We start from the raw sequence: 19,191 nt of genomic DNA on the forward strand, positions 1-19,191 counted from the left end.
GTGTCGCTCCTGCGGGAGCGGCCGGGAGGGCTGTCCGAGCGGCCGATGGAGCCAGTCTTGAAAACTGGTGGGCGGAAACGTCTCGTGGGTTCGAATCCCACGCCCTCCGCCACGCCGTCCGCCGCGCCGTCCGCCACGCCGTCCCGTTCTTCGCGTCGCTTCCCGCCGGCGCCTTCCGACGCCAGTCCTGGCGCGCGACGACTGAGGGCCGCCCGCTCTCCTTCGGAACGCGCCACCCCTCTGTATAGGATTGCGCGACGCCCGGGATCGACGCCCGGCCCTCACCTCCGCACCACTGACGCCTCGACACCGGGAGACGGATGCGCCGCACGGGCCCTTCGACACAGACTCGCGACACTCCGCGCACGCCGCGCCCCTTCGTGCGGCACGGCCGCCAGAAGCGGCACACCCTCGCGCGGACCCTGGTGAAGGGAGCCGCCCTCGTGGGCGGTGTCGGCGTGGTCGCCTCGGTGTCGGTGGTCGCGATCGCGGCGACGCTGATCGTCCAGTCCGTGCAGCCCTCGGTCGACCTGCACCCGGGCGCGGCCGGCTCCAGCGTCGAGGCCGGAGGCGCCCCGGAGATCGGCGCACTGGAGGGCGGCTTCAACGTCCTCGTCGTCGGCAGCGACTCGCGGAAGGGCCAGGGCGACGCCTACGGCGACCCCGATGAGGAGACGAGCGTCCTCAACGACGTCAACATGCTGATGCACGTCTCGGCCGACCACAGCAACGCGACGGTCGTGAGCTTCCCCCGCGACATGTACGTCGACATCCCGGAGTGCGTGAACGCCGCCACGGGTGAGACGATCCCCGCCCGGTACGACACCAAGATCAACGAGGCGATGGGCAGCGACGTCAGCCTCGGCTGCGTGGCGGGGGTCGTCGAGGACCTCATGGGCGTCCGGGTCGACTACGGCGCGGTCGTGCAGTTCAACGGCGTGATCGAGATGTCGAACGCGGTCGGCGGAGTCGACGTCTGCGTCGCGACCGAGATCGCGGACCCCTACACGAACACCTACCTCGAGCCGGGCGTGCACTCGCTCGAGGGCATGGCGGCGCTGCAGTTCCTCCGCAGCCGCCACGGCATCGGCGACGGCAGCGATCTGACCCGCATCAGCAACCAGCAGGTCTTCCTCTCGGCGCTCGTGCGCCGGATCAAGAGCGCGGACACCCTCCTCAACCCGGTCGCGCTCTACGGTCTCGCGAAGGCGGCGCTCGGCAACATGACGCTCTCGACCGGTCTCGACAACGTGAACACGATGGTCCAGATGGGACTCGCGCTGAAGGACGTCGACCTCGCGGACGTCGTCTTCGCGCAGTACCCGACCGGGGCGACTCCGAGCGGGGTGGAGCCGGACCGCACCGCGGGCGACGTCCTGGCGAGCGCCCTGCAGACCGATCAGCCGATCGCCATCACCGGCGGCACGGGCGCCGGCGCGACCGTGGAGGGCGAGGCGGCGGCTCCGGCCGACACCGCCGCTCCGTCGGGCCCGGCGACCGCGGATCCGCTGGCGACGGCCGAGGCGGCACCCGGCACTCCTGCAGCGACTCCCGAGGACGGATCCAAGGTTGCCCTGCCAGAATCGGTCACCGGCCAGAGCGCCGACCAGCAGACCTGCTCGGTCGGCTTCTTCGGCTGAGCCGAGGGCGGGCGGCACCACGGGTGCTCTCCACCTCGCGCGCTGACTCCGGGACGACACGCGTCCCGCAGCCGAGAGAGAGTACGACCCGATGAGCGAACGCGCGTCCACCCGGACCACAGCAGCACGGCACGGCCGCCTGCGCCGCCCGAGCGGCGTGCGCTTCGCCGCGCGGATCCTCGCGGCCTGCGTGGGCGTCGGCGTGCTCAGCGCGGTCTGCATCGTGGCGATCGCCGCCTCGCTGATCGCCGGGAGCGCGCGTCCCTCCGTCGACCTCGGGATCGATTCGGGCGGGGGCGACGTGCCCGGGATCGGGGCGATCGAGGGCGGCGTCAACATCCTGCTCGCCGGCAGCGACAGCGCCGACGGATCGGCCGCCGGGGCCTACGGCGAGCGTGCCGAGAACCTCAACGACGTCACGATGCTCATGCACATCTCGGCCGACCACTCGACCGTGGAGGTCGTCAGCTTCCCCCGCGACCTCTACGTCCCGATCCCCTCCTGCACCGACCCGGCCACCGGCGCCGTCTCGGACGCGGTGGACTCGGCGAAGATCAACACCTCGCTCGAGGCCGGCGGGCTGGCGTGCACCGTGCAGACGGTCGAACAGCTGACCGGGCTCGAGATCCCCTACGCGGCGCTCATCCAGTTCGAAGGCGTCATCGAGATGTCGAACGCGGTCGGCGGAGTGGACGTCTGCGTCGCCACCCCGATCCAGGACGAGTACACGGGCCTGAACCTCGACGCGGGCACGCACACGCTCGTCGGCGCCGAGGCGCTGGCGTTCCTCCGCACCCGGCACGGCGTCGGCGACGGCAGCGACCTCACCCGCATCTCGAGCCAGCAGGTGTACCTCTCATCGCTGGTGCGCAAGGTGAAGAGCGCGTCGACGCTCTCGAACCCGGTGAACCTCTACGGCCTCGCGAAGGCGGCCGTCTCGAACATGCAGCTCTCGACCTCGCTCGAGAACGTGAACACCCTCGTGTCGATCGGCCTCGCGGTGAAGGACGTCGACCTCGCGAACGTGGTCTTCGTGCAGTACCCGACCTTCATCGACGGCAACGGCGTGTACCCGAGCGAGGACGCGGCGTCCGCGCTGAACGCGGCTCTCCTCGCCGACCAGCCGATCGCGTTGAGCGGCACCACCGGCGGCGGCTCGCAGTCGACGGGGGAGGAGCCCGGGGCGACCGGCGCTCCGGCGGCCACGGAGTCGCCGGCCACCGACGCCCCCGCGACCGACGCCCCCGCGACGAGCGCACCCGACGGGCCGGTCACCCTTCCGAGCGACGTCTCCGGGCAGACCGCGCAGCAGGAGACCTGCACCATCGGCCGGCCCCTGTCGGACCAGTAGGCGGCTTCTCGCCCTCCCGCGGAGGGGCGGGCGCCCGTGTCGCGAGGCCCTCGCGCGTGCGGTTATGATGGTCGTCGTGCGTCCGCCAGCGGGCGCTCAGGAGTCGTCGCATAGTCCGGTCGAGTGCACCACCCTGCTAAGGTGGAGAACCCTTTATTGGGTTCCGTGGGTTCAAATCCCACCGACTCCGCATCGTCCGAAGGCCCCGCTCAGGCGGGGCCTTCGTCGTTCCCGGCGGTGCCGGTGCCTGCCGCAGTACCGGCGTCTCCCGGCGGTGCCAGTGTCGCCGCAGTGCCGGGGTCTCGCGGTGCCGGAGCCCTCCGGCCGGCGCTCCGTCGCTCGCGCGCGGCGTCGGCGGCCCAGGCGACCCGACGCCCCGGCCGCCCGGGATCCGCCGCCGATCCGCCGGGCGGGTGCGCTCCCGGAGCGGCTACCCTGATCGGATGCCCAGCCCGATCCTCGACGCCCTGTCCGCCCCTCCCGCGCGGAGGGACGTCGCCTCGATCCGGGGTGCTCTCGCCGAGGTCGCGATCGGCGACTCGGTGCGCGTCCTCGTCCGCTCACCGCGCTACGGCCTCTACGGGATCGAGGGGGTCGTCCGGCAGGCCGTCGGCGGCGAGCTCGTCGTCGCGGACGTCTTCCTCGGCACGGGGACCGAGATCCAGAGCATCGCCCTGGCTCCGGACGCCGACGAGGTCGGCGGGGAGCGCTCGGCCGAGGGGCTCGAGCACGGGGATCCGGTGCGCGTGGCGTTCTCGACTCCGGCGCTCGGGTCGTTCACGATCACGGGCCCGCTGACGGCCGGCGGCCGCGACGGGTTCCTCCTCGTCGGCAGCTGGATCGTCGCGGACGGCGGCGAGCCCGGCCGCCACGTCGACCGCATCGAGCGCCTGACGGACGTCGGCGTCCACGAGAAGCACGTCCCCGGGCGCCGCTCCGCGGTCGAGGAGTAGCCCCTCAGCTCTGGCAGTGCGGGCACCAGTAGGTGACCCGCAGCTGCAGCTCGTCGTCGCCGAGCTCACCGCGCTCGATCGGAGTGCCGCAGCGCCGGCACGGCTTGCGGTCGCGGCCGTAGACCCAGAGCTGCTGGCCCGGGCGCAGGTTGCCGGTCGTCGTGCGCTCGATCCGCTCGCGGTTCATGGTGATGAGCCGCTTCGCGAGCGCGATGGTGCGCACGAGGTCGCCGCTCCCGCCGACCGGGCGCGTGGGCAGCACGCCGCGCAGGAAGCACAGCTCGGCGCGGTAGACGTTGCCGAGTCCGGCCATGATCCGCTGGTCGAGCAGCGCGAGCCCGATCGGCCGCTCCGGATCGGCGGACAGGCGCCGCAGCGCCTCGTCCGCATCCCAGTCGGCGCCGAGCGGATCGGGGCCGAGGTAGCCGACCACGTCCTCCTCGGCCGAGCGGGGGACGATCTCGAGGAGTCCGAGCTCGAAGCCGACCGCCTGCCAGTCCTCGGTCTCGAGGACGATCCGGGCCTGGAACGCCGGCCGGTGCCACTTCGGCCGCTCGCCTCCGCCGCGGGCGTAGAGGTGCCAGCTCCCCTCCATCTTGAGGTGGGAGTGGATCAGCGCGTCGCCGACCCGCATCAGCAGGTGCTTGCCGCGGGGGACGACCTCGTCGATCGTCTCGCCGGTGAGGTCGACAGTCGCGTACTTCGGCACGCGGACGTCGCACCGGGTCAGGACCTCGCCGTCCAGCGCCTCGGCGAGGTTGTGGGCGGATCGGTAGACGGTGTCACCCTCGGGCACGCGGGCTCCCTCCGGCGCTCACGAGCGCATCCTCAGGCCGCGCGGATTCGCGACGAAGCCGGCGGCGACGAGGGCGTCGCCGAAGGGCGTGCCGAGCGCGAAGACGCCGTCGATCTTCTCGACGGTCAGCTTCTCGACCCCGCGGGAGCGGACCAGCTGCGAGAGGGCGCCGGCCGCGTCGGCGAGGGCCGCCTCGTCGGCGGTGAAGGTGAGGGCGGTCTTGCCGCCGCGCTCGAGGTAGACCGCGAGCGCTCCGTCGACGACGGCGACCAGCGCGCCGGCCTTCCGACCGGGGCGGTGCCCCTCGCCCTGCGGCCACGGCAGAGCGGCGCCGAACGGATTGGCGGGGTCGGTCGCCGCGAGCGCGAGCACCGGACGTGAGCGCTCCTGCGCCTCGTCCTGCGGGGCGAACGTGCGGAGCCGGTCGACGCTGCCGGCGGTGCCGAACTGCGCTGCTCCCAGCTTCTCGATGAAGTAGCCCCTCCGGGCGCGGCCCTGCTGCTCGAAGCCGCTCAGCACCTTGTAGGCGAGGGCGAAGCCGCCCAGGACGCCCTCGGCCTGCACGGAGCCGCGGGTGACGATCCCGTACCGCTCGAGCAGCGTCTCGCCGAGCGCGTGCCCGCGGATCGTCGCGTCCGACTCCGCGAGCGGCACGATCGACCAGCGGCCGCCGGCGGTCGGCGGCCCCACGCGGGTGGCCATCGTGGGGCGGGCGGTCATCCGGCCCCGGGGCGCGCGGGCGCGGGCGGGGGCGCGCGGCTGGCGGTGCGCGCCGCCGGTCGAGCCGACGAGGGTGCGCAGCGGCGCCAGGGTGTCGTTCGTGACGAGCCCGGCCCAGACCAGCTCCCACAGGGCCTCGACGAGGCCCGCGTCGTCGGTGGAGCCGACCGCGTCGGAGAGCTGGCGGAAGAAGTAGCCGCCGCCCGAGCCGAGCACGCCGACGATCTCCTGCTGAAGCTCGGTCAGGGTCACGGACTCGGCGGCGGGGACGGGGAGGGTCAGCCCTGCCGTGTCGGCGAGATGGAGGCTCACCCAGCCGTCGTTGCCGGGCAGGGTGCCCGCGCCGGCCCAGAGGACCTCGCCGGTCGCGGTGAGCTCGTCGAGCATCGCGGGGGAGTAGTCGCGCACCCGGGCGGGCAGGATCAGCGACTCCCAGGCGGACGCGGGGATGGGCGCGCCGGCCAGCTGGTCGATCACGGAGGCCACGCCGTCGATACCGCGGAGCGAGCCGCCGACGTGCTGCCAGGCGGGGAGGAAGCGGGCGTACGCGGCCGCGTCCACCGGCTCCACCTCCTTGCGGAGCGCGGCGAGAGAGCGGCTGCGCAGGCGGCGCAGCACCTCGGCATCGCACCACTCGGTCCCGGTGCCTGTGGGGCGGAACTCGCCCTCCGAGACGCGGCGCTCGCCCGCGAGGCGGCGCAGGGTGTCGGTGACGACCGCGACGCCGAGGCCCAGGCGGGTGGCGACGGCGGCGGCGGTGAAGGGGCCGTGGGTGCGCGCGTAGCGGGCGACGAGGTCGCCGAGCGGATCGCGGACGGGGTCGATGAAGGCGACGGGGACGCCGATCGGCAGGGGCACGCCGAGAGCGTCGCGGAGCCGGGAGGCGTCCTCCATCGCGGCGTACCGCTGCTCACCGCCGAGGCCCACGGGCAGGACGCGCTTGGCCTTCACGAGCGCGGCCACGTCGGCCTCGAGCACCGCGCGCTCGATCGCGGGCGCCTTCGCGACGTCCGCCGAGGCGACCGATTCGTCGACCAGGCGCTCCCCGAGCTCGTCGAGCGTCAGCGGGCCGAGCAGCCGGAGCAGGTCGGCGGCGCCCTCGAGCCCGCGGAGGCGGCGCTCGGGCTCGACGCGCTGCAGCTCGCGCTCGATCTGCGCGAGGACGGCCGGGTCGAGCAGCTCGCGCAGCTCCGCCCGGCCGAGCAGCTCGCCGAGGAGCGTCGCGTCGACCGAGAGCGCCGCCGCGCGGCGCTCGGCGAGCGGGCTGTCGCCCTCGTACATGAAGGCAGCGACGTAGCCGAAGAGCATGGACCGCGCGAACGGACTGGCGGTCGGCGTCTCGACCTCGAGGATCCGCAGCTCGCGCCCGTCCAGCCGTGCGGCGAGCCGGAGCAGCGCGGGCAGGTCGTAGACGTCCTGGAGGCACTCGCGGACGGTCTCGAGGATGATCGGGAAGGTCGGGTAGGTGCGGGCGACGTCGAGCAGCTGCGCCGCCCGCTGCCGCTGCTGCCAGAGCGGGGAGCGCTTGCCCGGGTTGTACCTCGGGAGCAGGAGCGCCCGCGCCGCGCACTCGCGGAACCGGGCGGCGAAGAGGGCGGAGCCGCCGACCTCGCTCGTGACCAGCTGCTCCAGCTCCTCGCGCTCGAACAGGAACAGCTCGGAGCCCGGCGGCTCCGACTCCGTGTCGGGGATCCGCACGACGATGCCGTCGTCCCCGGCCATCGCCGCTCCGTCGACCCCGTGCCGCTCGCGGACGCGAGCGCCGATGGCGAGCGCCCACGGCGAGTGCACCTGCATCCCGTACGGGGAGTGCAGCACCAGCCGCCAGTCGCCCAGCTCGTCGCGGAAGCGCTCGAGCACGAGGGTGCGGTCGTCCGGGATCTGCCCGGTGGCCAGGCGCTGCTCGTCGAGGAAGGAGAGGAGGTTGTTGGTCGCGTACTCGTCGAGCCCGGCCGCCGTGCAGCGCTCGCGGGCCGTCTCGGGGGCGGCGGCGCCCACCTCGCGGGTGAACGCCCCGATCGCCTCGCCGAGCTCGGCGGGGCGCCCCTGCGAGTCGCCCTTCCAGAACGGGAGGCGCCCGGGCTCACCGAACGCCGGCGTCACGATCACGCGGTCGTAGGTGATCTCCTGGATGCGCCAGCTGGTGGCTCCGAGCGCGAAGACGTCGCCGACGCGGGACTCGTAGACCATCTCCTCGTCGAGCTCGCCGACGCGATTGCCGGTCGAGCCCGGCTCGCCGACCATGAACACGCCGAAGAGCCCGCGGTCGGGGATGGTGCCGCCGCTGGTGACGGCGAGGCGCTGGGCGCCGGGCCGGCCGGTGAGCGTGTTCGCGTCGCGGTCCCAGACGAGGCGCGGCCGCAGCTCCGCGAACTGGTCGGAGGGGTAGCGGCCCGAGAGCAGGTCGAGGGTCGCCTCGTAGGCGGAGCGGGGCAGGGACACGAACGGGGCGCTGCGGCGGACGGTGTCGAACCAGTCGTCCACGTCGAGGCTCTCGAGGGCCGTCGCGGCGACGGTCTGCTGCGCGAGGATGTCGAGCGGGTTCGCGGGGACGGCGATCGCCTCGATCAGGCCCGAGCGCATCCGCTCCGTCGTCACGGCGGAGTGGAGAAGGTCGGCCCGGTGCTTGGGGTAGAAGGACCCGCGCGAGACCTCGCCGACCTGGTGGCCGGCTCGACCCACGCGCTGCAGGGCGCTCGCGACCGAGGGCGGCGTCTCGACCTGGACGACGAGGTCGACCGCGCCCATGTCGATCCCCAGCTCGAGACTCGAGGTCGCGACCACGCAGCGCAGGCGGCCGGACTTCAGGTCGTCCTCGATGATCGCGCGCTGCTCCTTGCTCACCGAGCCGTGGTGGGCGCGTGCGAGCAGCGGCTCCTCGTCGGGCGCGGACTGCCCGCTGCCGCTCGTGCCCCCGGCCGCTCCCATCGCCTCGGCCGGGGAGCGGCGGACGGAGGAGGAGGCCGCCTCGGCGAGCAGGGCCCCGACGGCGACGGGCTCGCCCGCCTCGCGCGCCCGCTCCGCGGCGAGCTCGCGGCGCTCGGCGTAGATCTCGTTGAGCCGGGCGGTCAGCCGCTCGGCGAGGCGGCGGGAGTTCGCGAAGACGATGGAGGAGGTGTGCGCGAGGACCCGGTCGACGATCGACTCCTCGACGTGCGGCCAGATCGACCCGCTCTGCGGACCGGTGGCCCCCATCGTCGATCCGTCCTGCGGAGCCGCCGTCCCCAGCTCGGACATGTCCTCGACCGGGACGACGACGCTGAGGTCCCACTGCTTCTCGGACGCCGGAGCCACGATCGCGACCGGGGAGCGGCCGGCGAGGAACCGGGCCACCTCCTCGCGCGGACGCACCGTCGCCGAGAGGCCGATGCGCTGCACCGGCTTCGGGAGCAGGGCGTCGAGCCGCTCGAGGGAGACGGCGAGGTGCGCCCCGCGCTTGGTCGACGCGACCGCGTGGACCTCGTCGACGATGACCGTCTCGACGCCGCGGAGCGACTCGCGCGCCGCCGAGGTGAGCATGAGGTAGAGCGACTCGGGGGTCGTGATCAGGATGTCCGGCGGCGTCTTCTGCAGCACGCGCCGCTCGGCGGCGGGCGTGTCTCCCGACCGCACCCCGACGGTGACCGTGGCCGGCGCGCTGCCGATGCCCTCGGCGCTCAGCCGCAGCGCCGTCTGGGTGACGCCGACGAGCGGCGAGCGGAGGTTGCGCTCGACGTCGACGCCGAGAGCCTTCAGCGGCGAGACGTAGAGCACGCGCGTGCGGTGCTGCGGATCCTCCGGCGGCGGGCCCTGCACGAGCCGGTCGATCGCCCAGAGGAAGGCCGAGAGCGTCTTGCCGGAGCCGGTGGGAGCGACCACGAGGGCGTGCGCTCCACTCGAGATGGCCGACCAGGCGCCCTCCTGGGCGGCGGTCGGCGCCGGGAACGCGCCCTCGAACCACGCGCGCGTGGCGGGGGAGAAGCGCTCGAGGACGTCCGGCATGCATCCATCCTCCCTGCCACCTCCGACATTGCCGGGGCCGCGGCCCGGGGGCGAGCCCTTGACGCGGGGGAGCCCGTCCGTCAGGCGAAGCCGAGACGCACGAACGTGCCGATGTCGGCGAGCTCGGCCTGCCCGACTCCGTGGGCGACGCCCTCGTAGACCCGGGCGTCGAGCGACGTGTGCTCCGGGAACCAGGCCGCCGCGTCCCGCACGAGCTCCTCCGGGATCACCGTGTCGAGCGTCCCGCGGCCCCAGAACACCGGCGGACGCTCGCGGGCGAGCCGCTCGTCCGCGTCGTCGCCCTCGGCGAGCGGGACCACGAACCCGGACAGGGCGACCGCGAAGGCGAAGCGGCCCGGCGCGCGCCGCAGCAGCTGCACCGCCAGCGCGGCGCCCTGGGAGAAGCCCAGCAGCCCCACCGGGCCCGGGTGCTCCAAACCGTCGAGCCACTCGATCACCCCCGCCGCCGCCGCTTCGACGGCCTCGGGATCGGCCCGCGGCTCGTCCGGCACCAGCGGGACACGGAGGGGCCACCACGCGTTCGCCCCGCCGCCCAGGGCGAGAGGCGCCCGGAGGGACGCGAGGACCGGCTCCAGCGGCAGGTAGGCGCCGAGCGAGAACAGGTCCCCCTCGTGCGAGCCGTAGCCGTGCAGCAGCACCAGGAGGGGCCTGCCGACGCGGTCGCGCTCGGAGGAGGACCACAGCACCGCGTTCGCGTCGATTCCCATCGCACCATCATCCCCCTGAGTGCGGGATCGCCGCCGCCGGTCGGAACACCAGCCGCGAAGGGTGAGAATGGCTGCATGAGCGTGCGCACCCCTGACCCGAACTCCGGGTGGCTGTCCGACGACGAACTCGCCGAGATCCGCCGGCGGCTCCCGCTGCTGTACGTGGAGGCCGTGCCCGTCCGGGTCGACGGGCTCGGGCAGGTCACCGAGGTCGGCGTGCTCCTGCGCGCGACCCCCTCCGGCCAGATCACCCGCACGATCGTCTCGGGCCGCGTGATGTACGGCGAGACGCTGCGCGACGCGCTGTTCCGCCACCTCGAGAAGGATCTCGGCCCGATGGCCTTCCCCCTCCTCCCGGCGAGCCCGCTCCCCTTCCACGTCGCCGAGTACTTCCCGATGCCCGGCATGGGACCGTTCACCGACGACCGCCAGCACGCGGTCTCCCTCGCCTACGTCGTCCCCGTCACCGGCACCTGCGACCCCCGCCAGGACGCCCTCGAGCTCACCTGGATGACCCCCGACGAGGCCTGCTCCGACGCGATCTCCGCCGAGATGGAGGGCGGGCGGGGCGCGCTGATCCGCGCCGCGCTCGCTTCCGTCGGCCGCCTGTCCTAGCGGCGCGGATCGGCCGCGGTGCTTCCTGCGCCGATAGCGGCGCGCCGCGGTCGGCTCGCAGGGACAGCAGGCCGGCTGGAGCATCGTGCGTCCGCCTGGACCGATTCGCCGGCACGCGACTCGGCCGTTCGGCTCGTGGATCCGGCAACCACGGGACCTCTGTGACCGGGCGAGGAGAGGCGGCGCCCCTGCGCGGGACTCCGCTCGAAGAGGTGAAGCGGGAACGACGAAGGGCCGGGGCCCGCGACCAGTAGTCGCGGGCCCCGGCCCTTCGTGATGTCGGCGTCCTGATCAGGACGAGCGCTGAGGTGCGATCACCGAACGCTCAGCCCCCGGTCGCGACATGCTCTGCGTATCGCAACCGTGCTTGAAGCCGACCGCGGTGCGCCGCTCCGCGGCGCACAATCGGACTCAGCCCTGCGCGCGGCGGCCGCCGCGGCGGGCGCCGCCGCCGGCGGACTCGCGGGCGGGAGCGGCCGAGGCCGCTCCGCCGGTCGCGGTGCTGTAGAACGAGCGCGATCCGCCCGAGGTCGAGGGGGCACCGGCGGCCGAGCGGCTGCGGCCTCCGCGGGCGCCGCCGCGGGCGGGTCCCTCGGCGGCGGTGCGGTCGCGGCGGGGGCGGTCGCCTCCGCCGGTCGCGGCACCCGTCGAGCGTCCGCCGCGGGGTGCGGCGGTGCCCTCGGTGCGGGCCGCGCGCTTGCGCTGCGCGTTGGCGCCCTGCGAGCGTCCGCCCTGTGACTGGCTGCGGACGGGCTCGACGACGGCGCTGGGGGTGACGTACGGAGCGACGTCGCCGACGAGCTTCGCGACGGCGGCCGAGTCGGCCGTCACCTGCTGGGGCGCGACCTGGATCGCGGCCTTGCGGAGGAGGGTCTTCACGTCGCTGCGCTGCGTGGGCAGGACGACGGTGACGACGTCTCCCTCGCTGCCGGCGCGGGCGGTGCGGCCCGAGCGGTGCAGGTACGCCTTGTGCTCCATCGGCGGGTCGACGTGGATGACGAGCTCGACGTCGTCGACGTGCACGCCGCGGGCGGCGACGTCGGTGGCGACGAGGACCTTGACGGTGCCGGCGCCGAACGCGGCGAGGTTCCGGTCGCGGGCGACCTGCGAGAGGTTGCCGTGCAGGTCGACCGCGGGGATGCCCTGGCCGGTGAGCTGCTTGGCGAGCTTCTTCGCGTGGTGCTTGGTGCGCATGAAGAGGATGCGGCGGCCGGTGCCGGACGCGAGCGTCTTCACGAGAGCGTTCTTGGCGTCGAGGCCGTCGACCTCGAACACGTGGTGGGTCATCAGCGCGACGGGCGAGTTGGCCTCGTCGACCGAGTGGAGCACCTCGTTCTGGAGGTACTTCTTGACCAGCTTGTCCACGCCGTTGTCGAGCGTCGCGGAGAACAGCAGGCGCTGCCCGCCGCGGGGGGTCTTGTCGAGGATGCGCGTGACGACCGGCAGGAAGCCGAGGTCGGCCATGTGGTCGGCCTCGTCGAGGACGGTGATCTCGACGGCGTCGAGGTTCACGAAGCCCTGCTTCATCAGGTCCTCGAGGCGGCCCGGGCAGGCCACGACGATGTCGACGCCCTGCTTGAGCGCGGCGACCTGGCGCTGCTGCGAGACGCCTCCGAAGATCGTGGTGGTGACGATGCCGTACGCGTCGGCGAGGGGCTGCATCGCGGCGGTGATCTGCGTGGCGAGCTCGCGGGTCGGCGCGAGGACGAGTCCGAGCGGGCGGCCGGGGCGGCGGCGTCCGCCGGCGAGCGAGCCGCCGAGTCGGGCGATCATCGGGATGGAGAAGGCGAGGGTCTTGCCGGAGCCGGTCTTGCCGCGGCCGAGGACGTCGCGTCCGCCGAGGGTGTCAGGCAGCGTGTCGACCTGGATCGGGAAGGGCTCGGTGATGCCGCTCGCGGTGAGCGCGGCCACGAGGGGGGCCGGCACGCCGAGGGCGCTGAAGGAGAGGGGGCTGTTCGACATGGACTGGTGCCTTTCGGGGGCATCATGCCGATCGAGGACGCGCGGGCGGTGGCCGGGGCGCGGGTGATCGGCGTTCGGGCGAAGGTGACGGTGGTCACATCCGTTCGCCGTACGATTCGGTGCGCGCGGCCGGTGGCCTCATGCACGTGCGCCAGATGGTCGGGACGGATCCTCGACGGTCAGAGTCCTAGGGGACAAGGGGCGTTCTACGACGCGGGGGAGCGCAGTCGCTGCGCTCACACCATCCCACTCTAGTGGATGCCGATCCATCCGCGCATCGCGGCCTGCACGCGGGAGCCGTCGCGGTCGCTCAGCTTGGTCCCGACGAAGTCGCCCGCCCAGTCCGAGGTCTGCACGCGGAAGGCCGGCTCCGGGTCGCGCAGGGTCTTCAGGATGACGGCGGCGACGTCGGACGGGTCCTGCGCGTGGGTCGAGGAGAAGGACGACGCGGCGCGGTCGAGGTAGGCGCCGAGCGCCGGCGAGTAGGGGCCGGCCTGCGCGAGCATCGCCGCCGCGTCGATGCCGACGTTCTCGACGAAGCTGCTGCGGACCGCTCCCGGCTCGATCAGCGACACGTGGACGCCGACGGAGGCGGCGACCGGGGCGAGCGCCTCGAAGAACCCCTCGACCGCGAACTTCGCCGCGCAGTAGTCCTCGTTGAACGGCTGCCCGATCGCGCCGCCGACGCTCGAGACGGTGACGATGCGGCCGCGGGACGAGCGCAGCATCGGCAGCGCGGCGCGGGTGACCGCGACGGTGCCGAAGAAGTTGACCTCCATCACGCGGCGCAGCTCCTCCGGATCCTCCAGCTCGAGGGTGCCGAGGTGGCCGGCTCCGGCGTTGTTCACGAGGGCGTCGAGACCGCCGAGCTCCTCCTCCACGGCGCGGAGGCAGCCGGCGACGGAGTCCGCGTCGGTCAGGTCGAGCGCCCGCAGGTCGAGCTCGACGCGGGCCTCGGCGGCGGCGGCGCGCAGGCCCTCCGCCCGCTCCGGATCCCGCACGGTGGCGACCACCCGCCAGCCCGCGCGCGCGGCCTCGATCGCGGTGGCGCGGCCGATGCCGGTGGAGGTTCCGGTGACGAGGAGGACGGGACGGGGCATGCGGCTTTCCTGCTTTCCGGCGCACGACGGCGCCGCCCGGAGGCTATCGGCCGCCCCTCCGAGAACGTCCAGGGTCGGTGTCAGCCCCGGTAGCGCTCGCCGACCGGCACCTCGACCGGCAGCCGGTTGCCCGCCTGGGCGAGCGGGCAGGCCCAGGCCGGGTCGTAGGCGCAGGAGGGGTTGTAGGCGAAGTTGAAGTCGAGCGCCAGCGTCCCCGGGGCGGAGCCCGGGCCGAGGTCGGCGCCCTTCACGGTGTCCAGGAGGTAGCGGCCGCCGCCGTAGGTGCCGCCGGGTGTCCCCGCGAGGGCGTCCTTGACCGGCAGGAACAGGCCTCCGCCGTAGGACGCCAGGCGCCAGACGTCGAGGCTGCCGGCGTCCGGCACCTCGACCGTGCCGATCAGCTCGAAGGGGACGGTGCCGTCGGTGCCGGTCTCCACGTCCATCCGCCGCGCATCCTCGGCGGGGGCCACCTCGAGCTCGAAGCGCCAGGCCGCGTCGTAGGGCGCGATCGGCAGCGAGCGGAAGTGCGCACGGTCGGCCGGGAGGAGGGGGGTGGAGGGGTGCTGCGCGAAGAGCGCGTTGCGCCCGCGGATCCAGGACGCGTGCGCGGCGAGCAGGTCCACGTTCGAGAGCCGGCGCACCTCCGCGTAGAGGGCCTGGACGTGGCGGCGCCAGTCCGACACCTCGACCGCGTTCGTGAGGCGGCGGCGGGGCGAGACGTCGTCGTCGTCCTGCTCCTCCTCGTCGGCGGAGGGCCACTGGAGGCGCAGGAGCTCCGAGCGCGACAGCTCGGTCTCCTCCTCGGCGACGCCGTCGGGGCTCATGCGGCGGACTCCCCGCGCGGGCGGGTGTCGGCACCGAGATCGTGGCGCCAGGACGGGGCGAGGGAGCGGATGCGGATGCCGCGCCACTGCCAGAACGCCCACATCGAAGGCCAGAGCGCGGCCGAGGCGAGACCCGCCGAGAACTCGAGGCGGTCGCGGAAGAGCGTGCGCCCGTCAGGGAGCGGGGCCACGGCCATGCGGTGGTCCCACGCGGTGATGAGGCGGAGGGAGCCCGTGAGGGGCCCGCCGCTGTCGCGCAGGATCCGCACGTCGGGCATCGAGGGGACGCGGCGGTAGGAGAGGTCGATCTCCTGCGCGCCCATCGGCACGATCCCGAGGGCGTCCATCGCGACCTCGTGGGAGCCGAGCCCCCAGGTCGGGCGGAAGCCGCCCTCGTCCAGCGACGCGGCGGTCAGGAGCGGGGACATCACCTCCCGGAACACGGCCGGACTCTGCAGGGCGCGCCAGGCGGAGTCGGCGTCGGTGTCGAGCACGTGCTTGAGCATCACCTTCACGAGGGACATCCTCCTCCGCCCGCCCCTGCGCGGGAACCGGGTGCGCGCGGAGCCCCGGACGTGTATGCGCCTCCGGGGCTCGCTACCGTGTCAGGGTGACCGCTCCCGCCGCCTCCGTCGACCAGTCGACCTACCAGATCCGCTTCGAGTGGGGGGCCCGCGCCCTCCGCGTGCTCGCCCCCGCCCACGTCACGGTGCTCGTCGACGCTCTGCCCGGAGGCGAGAGCCCCGACCTCGGGGGAGTGGAGGGCCGCGTCGTCCGCGCGGGCCTGGCCGACCGCTCGGCCGTCGCCCGCTGGATCCTGGAGCGCCAGCACGAGAACGGCGGGCGCACCAGCGTCAACGTGATCGCACTCGGCGACGTCGACGACAGCGGAGCGGCGCGGTTCGCGATGGAGGACCAGCTGGCGGCCGGCGCCGTCGTCGACGCGCTCATCGGGCTGGGCATCGACCACGTCTCGCCCGAGGCCGCGGTGGCCTGCGCGTCCTACGAGGGCCTGCGCCGGGCGTGCGCGCATCTGCTCACCGCGTCCGAGTCCGGCCGCCTGCTCGCCGCCGAGGGGAGGGCGGACGAGGTCCGCGCCGCCGCCCGGGTCGACGCCGTCGACGAGGTGGCGGTCCTCCGCTGACCCGCCGCTCCGGCGGGCGCGGCCTCCGAGCGGTGCAGGGCGTCCGCGGAGCGCACAAGCCCCTGCGGATCCGAGCCGCCGCCTCGACCACTCGCCCGCCCCCGGCGTAGCGTTCGGCGGAGGCGGTCCCTCCGCCCCCCGCCCCGACCGAAAGCTGGCCCGCATGAAAGCCGTCCTCAACGACGTCGTCCTCGCCGACGCCCTCGACTCCGACCTGATCTCGATCGAGGGCAACTGGTACTTCCCGCCGTCGAGCATCGCCGAGGGCGTGCTCGTCGAGAGCCCCACGCCCTACACCTGCCCGTGGAAGGGCGAGTGCCAGTACTTCTCGGTGCAGACCGGCGACGGCCTGCAGAAGGACAAGGCCTGGTCGTACCCGCACCCCTACCCGACGGCGTTCGACCGCGTCGGCAAGGACTTCTCGGGCTACGTCGCCTTCGACCGCTCGGTCCGCGTCTCCGACTGACCCGTCCCGCCGCGGTGCCGCTCCCGGTGCCGCGGCGGTGCGTCAGCCGCGCGGGGCAGCGGCGCGCGCCCGGTACGCCCGGACCTTCGACCGGTTCCCGCAGCGCTGCATCGAGCACCAGCGGCGCGAGCCGGCGCGGGACGTGTCGAGGTAGAGCATCCGGCACTCCGGATCCGCGCAGCGCCTCAGCCGTCCGGCCACGGCCGGGCCCAGCAGCCCCACGGCCTCCCGGGCGATGGACGCGAGCGCCTGCCTGCCCGCCGCGTGGAGCCGTCCTGCCTGCCGCGACCCTCCGCCCAGCACCGGTGGGATGTCGGGCATCGCCGCGACCAGGTTGACCACGTCGACGTCGCGCGGGTCGAGCGCGGTGCCGGCCTCGGCCGCGACGGCCAGCCGGGCGATCGCGCCTCGGAGCATCAGCGCGTCGTCCAGGCGCGCGTCCCGGCTCTCGGGGCCGACCGCCTCGAAGCGCTCGGCGAGCCAGGCGGCCAGGGCGGCGTCGGAGTCGAGGTGCTCGGCCGCTCCCGGAGGCAGTGCTCCCGTCGTGGCGAAGTCGAGTGCGAGGCTTCCGGAGTCGAACCACCAGCGCCGGCCGTCGGCCTCGGGGAGCCACTGCCCGGTGACCGGCGTGCGCCCGCCGTGCGGGGCCTCGTCCGCGGTCACGGCGCCGGGACCGGTCGGCGCCGCCACTGGATCGCGTTCGCGGCCTCGAACCGGCGCGCGCAGCGGCCGCAGGCCAGGGGCCGGGTGGGCCGGCGATGGCGGTAGAAGAGGTGTCCGCCCGGGCAGGTGCCGACCCACGGCGCGAGCTCGTCCGCGGTCGGGTTGCTGTGGGTGCGCGATCCCGTGTAGCCGAGCCGCGCCGCGATCCGCCGCCACTGCGGTCCGTGCCCGGCGTCGGGCCCCGCGAGCGCGTGAGCGACCTCGTGCAGGAGTGTCTGCCGGACCTCCTCGTCGCTCCAGCGGGCGGCGAGGTGGCGCGAGACCGTGATTCGGCGGCGCGTCCAGTGGCAGGCGCCGCCGCGGGTGCGCGCGTGGTCGAGCGCGAAGGACCAGGAGGGGTCGAGGTGCTCCTCGATCAGCGCGTCGGCCCAGCGGGCCACGTCCTCGAGGTCGGCCACCGGTGGCGCTTCCTAGGACTCGTCGCCGTCGGCGCGGCGGCGGCCGCGGGCGGTGCCGTCGGTGCGGGCTTCGCGGTCGGTCCCGTCCTGGAACTCGGAGGCGGCGGCGTAGCCCAGGCGCGCGACCTCGAGCTCCTCCTCGGGGACCCCGACGCGCTCGCCGAGCGCGGTCGCGGCGTCGAAGTCGCGCATGGCCCGGCCGTACTCGCCCAGCTCGAAGAAGGTGAGGCCGCGGTGCTTGAGCGCGAAGGAGTGCTCGAGGTGCCACTCGTGCGTGCGCGCCTCCTCGACGCAGAGCGCGAGCTCCGAGAGGGCCTCGTCGGTGCGGCCCCGCAGCTGCATGAGGCGGGCGCGGCGGACGCGGGCGGTGAGCAGCTCGGCGCGGTCGCCGGAGAAGCGGGTGCGGCGGACGGCCTCGTTCGCGAGGTCCCACGCCTCGTCGACGCGCCCGAGCAGGCGCAGCAGCTCCGCCTTCTCGGTGAGCGCGGCGAGGCTGCGCAGCGCGCCGATCTCCTCCAGGCGCTCCTGGGCGGCGTCGACGTCGATCTCCTCGTGGAGGGTCGCGGGGTCGTGGCGGATGATGATGCTCAGGGCGATGCTTCCTCGTGGAGTGCGGATCCGGGTCGTCGCGCGCGGCGGACGAGAGGACGGTCGGGGTCGCTGACCCCGGCGTCGAGTGTACCGGCGGGTCCCCGGACGGCGCCCCGACGCGCGGCCCGGATCAGCCCCGTCGCACCTGGAAGATGCTCCGCGCCGGCAGCGGCGACGGGGTGGCGGTCGCGTCCGTGACGACGAGGGCGCCGGCGATGAAGTTCTCGAGCTCCCGCCCCTGCACCAGCTTGGAGGGGGCGGGGTCGGAGGCGAGGCGCCGCGGCAGGCCGTCGAGCGGCAGCGGATCGGCCGAGGCGAGCATCACCACGTTCCCGAAGCGCTTGGCCTTGAGCATCTGGGTGTCGGTCATGATCGCGGTGTGCGCGAAGACGGAGGCGAGCGTCGCGGCCTGGGCGCGGGCGAAGGCGAGCGCGCCGCCGTCGGCCACGTTCACCGCGACCAGGCCGCCGGGGGCGAGCAGCGGCGCGATCGCCCCGTAGAACTCGGCGCTGGTCACGTGCGCGGGAGTGCGCGCGCCCGAGAAGATGTCGACGACGACCACGTCGACCGTGCCGCGCAGCCCGGGCGGCAGCTTGCCGAGCACCTCGCGGGCGTCGCCCTGGCGGATGCGGATCTGCGCCCCGCGGGGGAGCGGGAGCGCCTCGCGCACCAGCTCGACCAGAGCGCCCTCGATCTCGACGACCTGCTGGCGCGAGCCCGGCCGGGTCGCGGCGACGTAGCGGGGGAGGGTCAGCGCTCCGGCGCCCAGGTGGAGCGCCGTGACGCTCTCGCCCTCGGGGGCGACGAGGTCGATCGCGTGGCCGATCCGGCGGACGTACTCGAACGAGAGGTGCGTCGGATCCGCGAGGTCGACGTGCGACTGCGGAGTGCCGTCGACGACCAGGGTCGCCGCCTCGGGCGAGTGGCGGTCGGGCTCGATCCGCGCGGTGTACCCGCTGGCGAGCACGGCGCGGGGGTGCTCGGAGTCGTCTCCGCGTCGGCGGCCGGTGCGTTCCTGCATCCGACCAGTCTGCCGCGGCGGCGGGACGGCGGGGCTCCGCGCCCGGCCCGGTCGGATCGATCCGGGAGGCCGTGGCCTCGTATACCGGACCCCGCGGGGCGGCGCAAGCATCCGCACTTGCGCGGCGTGGCGCGATGCGGCTATATTCGTACTTTGCGCTCCCGAGTACCCATGCCCT

Annotated in this window: 17 protein-coding genes and 2 tRNA genes; 8 read left to right on the forward strand and 11 right to left on the reverse strand. The window is 74.3% G+C overall.

The features are described from left to right. Window positions 1–24 precede the first annotated feature (24 nt). The 5 genes from C5D36_RS12360 to C5D36_RS12380 all read left to right on the forward strand — a co-directional run bounded on the left by C5D36_RS12360 (window position 25) and on the right by C5D36_RS12380 (window position 3,944). Window positions 25–112, forward strand: a tRNA-Ser gene (locus C5D36_RS12360). 268 nt (window positions 113–380) lie between these two features. Next, complete coding sequence (locus C5D36_RS12365; RefSeq protein WP_258062937.1) at window positions 381–1,640, forward strand: LCP family protein; 1,260 nt, start codon at window positions 381–383, stop codon at window positions 1,638–1,640. A gap of 91 nt (window positions 1,641–1,731) precedes the next feature. Continuing rightward, entirely contained in the window at window positions 1,732–2,991 is a 1,260-nt protein-coding gene (locus tag C5D36_RS12370; RefSeq protein ID WP_104295952.1) for an LCP family protein, read from the forward strand. 99 nt (window positions 2,992–3,090) lie between these two features. Then, a tRNA-Ser gene (locus C5D36_RS12375) sits at window positions 3,091–3,181 on the forward strand. 253 nt (window positions 3,182–3,434) lie between these two features. Continuing rightward, window positions 3,435–3,944 carry a hypothetical protein gene (locus C5D36_RS12380; protein ID WP_104233937.1) on the forward strand — a complete coding sequence of 170 codons (510 nt, stop codon included), beginning with the start codon at window positions 3,435–3,437 and terminating at the stop codon, window positions 3,942–3,944. A gap of 4 nt (window positions 3,945–3,948) precedes the next feature. Here C5D36_RS12380 and C5D36_RS12385 read toward each other — a convergent pair whose 3' ends face one another. The 3 genes from C5D36_RS12385 to C5D36_RS12395 all read right to left on the reverse strand — a co-directional run bounded on the left by C5D36_RS12385 (window position 3,949) and on the right by C5D36_RS12395 (window position 10,169). After that, window positions 3,949–4,740, reverse strand: a complete 792-nt coding sequence (locus C5D36_RS12385; protein ID WP_104295953.1) for a DNA-formamidopyrimidine glycosylase family protein — start codon at window positions 4,738–4,740, stop codon at window positions 3,949–3,951. 18 nt (window positions 4,741–4,758) lie between these two features. Continuing rightward, on the reverse strand, window positions 4,759–9,441 hold the full coding sequence (locus tag C5D36_RS12390; protein ID WP_104295954.1) for an ATP-dependent helicase: 4,683 nt from the start codon (window positions 9,439–9,441) through the stop codon (window positions 4,759–4,761). 80 nt (window positions 9,442–9,521) lie between these two features. Continuing rightward, the gene (locus C5D36_RS12395; protein WP_104295955.1) at window positions 9,522–10,169 is read right to left on the reverse strand and encodes an alpha/beta hydrolase; all 648 of its coding nucleotides are present in this window, start codon (window positions 10,167–10,169) and stop codon (window positions 9,522–9,524) included. Window positions 10,170–10,244: 75 nt separating this feature from the next. Here C5D36_RS12395 and C5D36_RS12400 point away from each other — a divergent pair, with 75 nt between their 5' ends. Next, on the forward strand, window positions 10,245–10,784 hold the full coding sequence (locus C5D36_RS12400) for an NUDIX hydrolase family protein (RefSeq protein ID WP_104225113.1): 540 nt from the start codon (window positions 10,245–10,247) through the stop codon (window positions 10,782–10,784). A 411-nt stretch (window positions 10,785–11,195) separates the two neighbouring features. Here C5D36_RS12400 and C5D36_RS12405 read toward each other — a convergent pair whose 3' ends face one another. The 4 genes from C5D36_RS12405 to C5D36_RS12420 form a co-directional block, all read right to left on the reverse strand. Continuing rightward, window positions 11,196–12,746 (reverse strand): DEAD/DEAH box helicase, encoded by a 1,551-nt coding sequence (locus C5D36_RS12405; protein ID WP_104295956.1) that lies wholly within the window; start codon window positions 12,744–12,746, stop codon window positions 11,196–11,198. A gap of 251 nt (window positions 12,747–12,997) precedes the next feature. Then, a complete protein-coding gene (locus C5D36_RS12410) occupies window positions 12,998–13,846 on the reverse strand; it encodes an SDR family oxidoreductase (RefSeq protein ID WP_104250888.1) in 849 nt (282 codons plus the stop codon). 80 nt (window positions 13,847–13,926) lie between these two features. Next, window positions 13,927–14,670 carry a DUF1684 domain-containing protein gene (locus C5D36_RS12415; RefSeq protein ID WP_104295957.1) on the reverse strand — a complete coding sequence of 248 codons (744 nt, stop codon included), beginning with the start codon at window positions 14,668–14,670 and terminating at the stop codon, window positions 13,927–13,929. Continuing rightward, on the reverse strand, window positions 14,667–15,194 hold the full coding sequence (locus C5D36_RS12420) for a hypothetical protein (RefSeq protein WP_244248113.1): 528 nt from the start codon (window positions 15,192–15,194) through the stop codon (window positions 14,667–14,669). Before C5D36_RS12420 ends, C5D36_RS12415 begins: the two co-directional genes overlap by 4 nt. 86 nt (window positions 15,195–15,280) lie before the next feature. Between C5D36_RS12420 and C5D36_RS12425 the strand changes: the two genes are divergently transcribed. Then, window positions 15,281–15,814 (forward strand): 2-phosphosulfolactate phosphatase, encoded by a 534-nt coding sequence (locus C5D36_RS12425; RefSeq protein ID WP_104295958.1) that lies wholly within the window; start codon window positions 15,281–15,283, stop codon window positions 15,812–15,814. 163 nt (window positions 15,815–15,977) lie between these two features. Beyond that, the gene (locus C5D36_RS12430; RefSeq protein ID WP_104295959.1) at window positions 15,978–16,280 is read left to right on the forward strand and encodes a DUF427 domain-containing protein; all 303 of its coding nucleotides are present in this window, start codon (window positions 15,978–15,980) and stop codon (window positions 16,278–16,280) included. A gap of 42 nt (window positions 16,281–16,322) precedes the next feature. On the opposite strand, the gene C5D36_RS12435 is transcribed toward C5D36_RS12430, so the two are convergent. The 4 genes from C5D36_RS12435 to C5D36_RS12450 all read right to left on the reverse strand — a co-directional run bounded on the left by C5D36_RS12435 (window position 16,323) and on the right by C5D36_RS12450 (window position 19,013). After that, a complete protein-coding gene (locus tag C5D36_RS12435) occupies window positions 16,323–16,943 on the reverse strand; it encodes a CGNR zinc finger domain-containing protein (protein ID WP_104295971.1) in 621 nt (206 codons plus the stop codon). After that, entirely contained in the window at window positions 16,940–17,401 is a 462-nt protein-coding gene (locus C5D36_RS12440) for a SprT-like domain-containing protein (protein WP_104263210.1), read from the reverse strand. The genes C5D36_RS12435 and C5D36_RS12440 overlap by 4 nt, the downstream gene beginning before the upstream one ends. 12 nt (window positions 17,402–17,413) lie before the next feature. After that, entirely contained in the window at window positions 17,414–17,743 is a 330-nt protein-coding gene (locus tag C5D36_RS16915) for a hypothetical protein (protein ID WP_181027192.1), read from the reverse strand. A 379-nt stretch (window positions 17,744–18,122) separates the two neighbouring features. Next, a complete protein-coding gene (locus C5D36_RS12450) occupies window positions 18,123–19,013 on the reverse strand; it encodes a spermidine synthase (RefSeq protein WP_104295960.1) in 891 nt (296 codons plus the stop codon). Window positions 19,014–19,191: the final 178 nt, after the last annotated feature.

Source organism: Rathayibacter sp. AY1C6, from assembly GCF_002931535.1.
Classification (GTDB): domain Bacteria; phylum Actinomycetota; class Actinomycetes; order Actinomycetales; family Microbacteriaceae; genus Rathayibacter.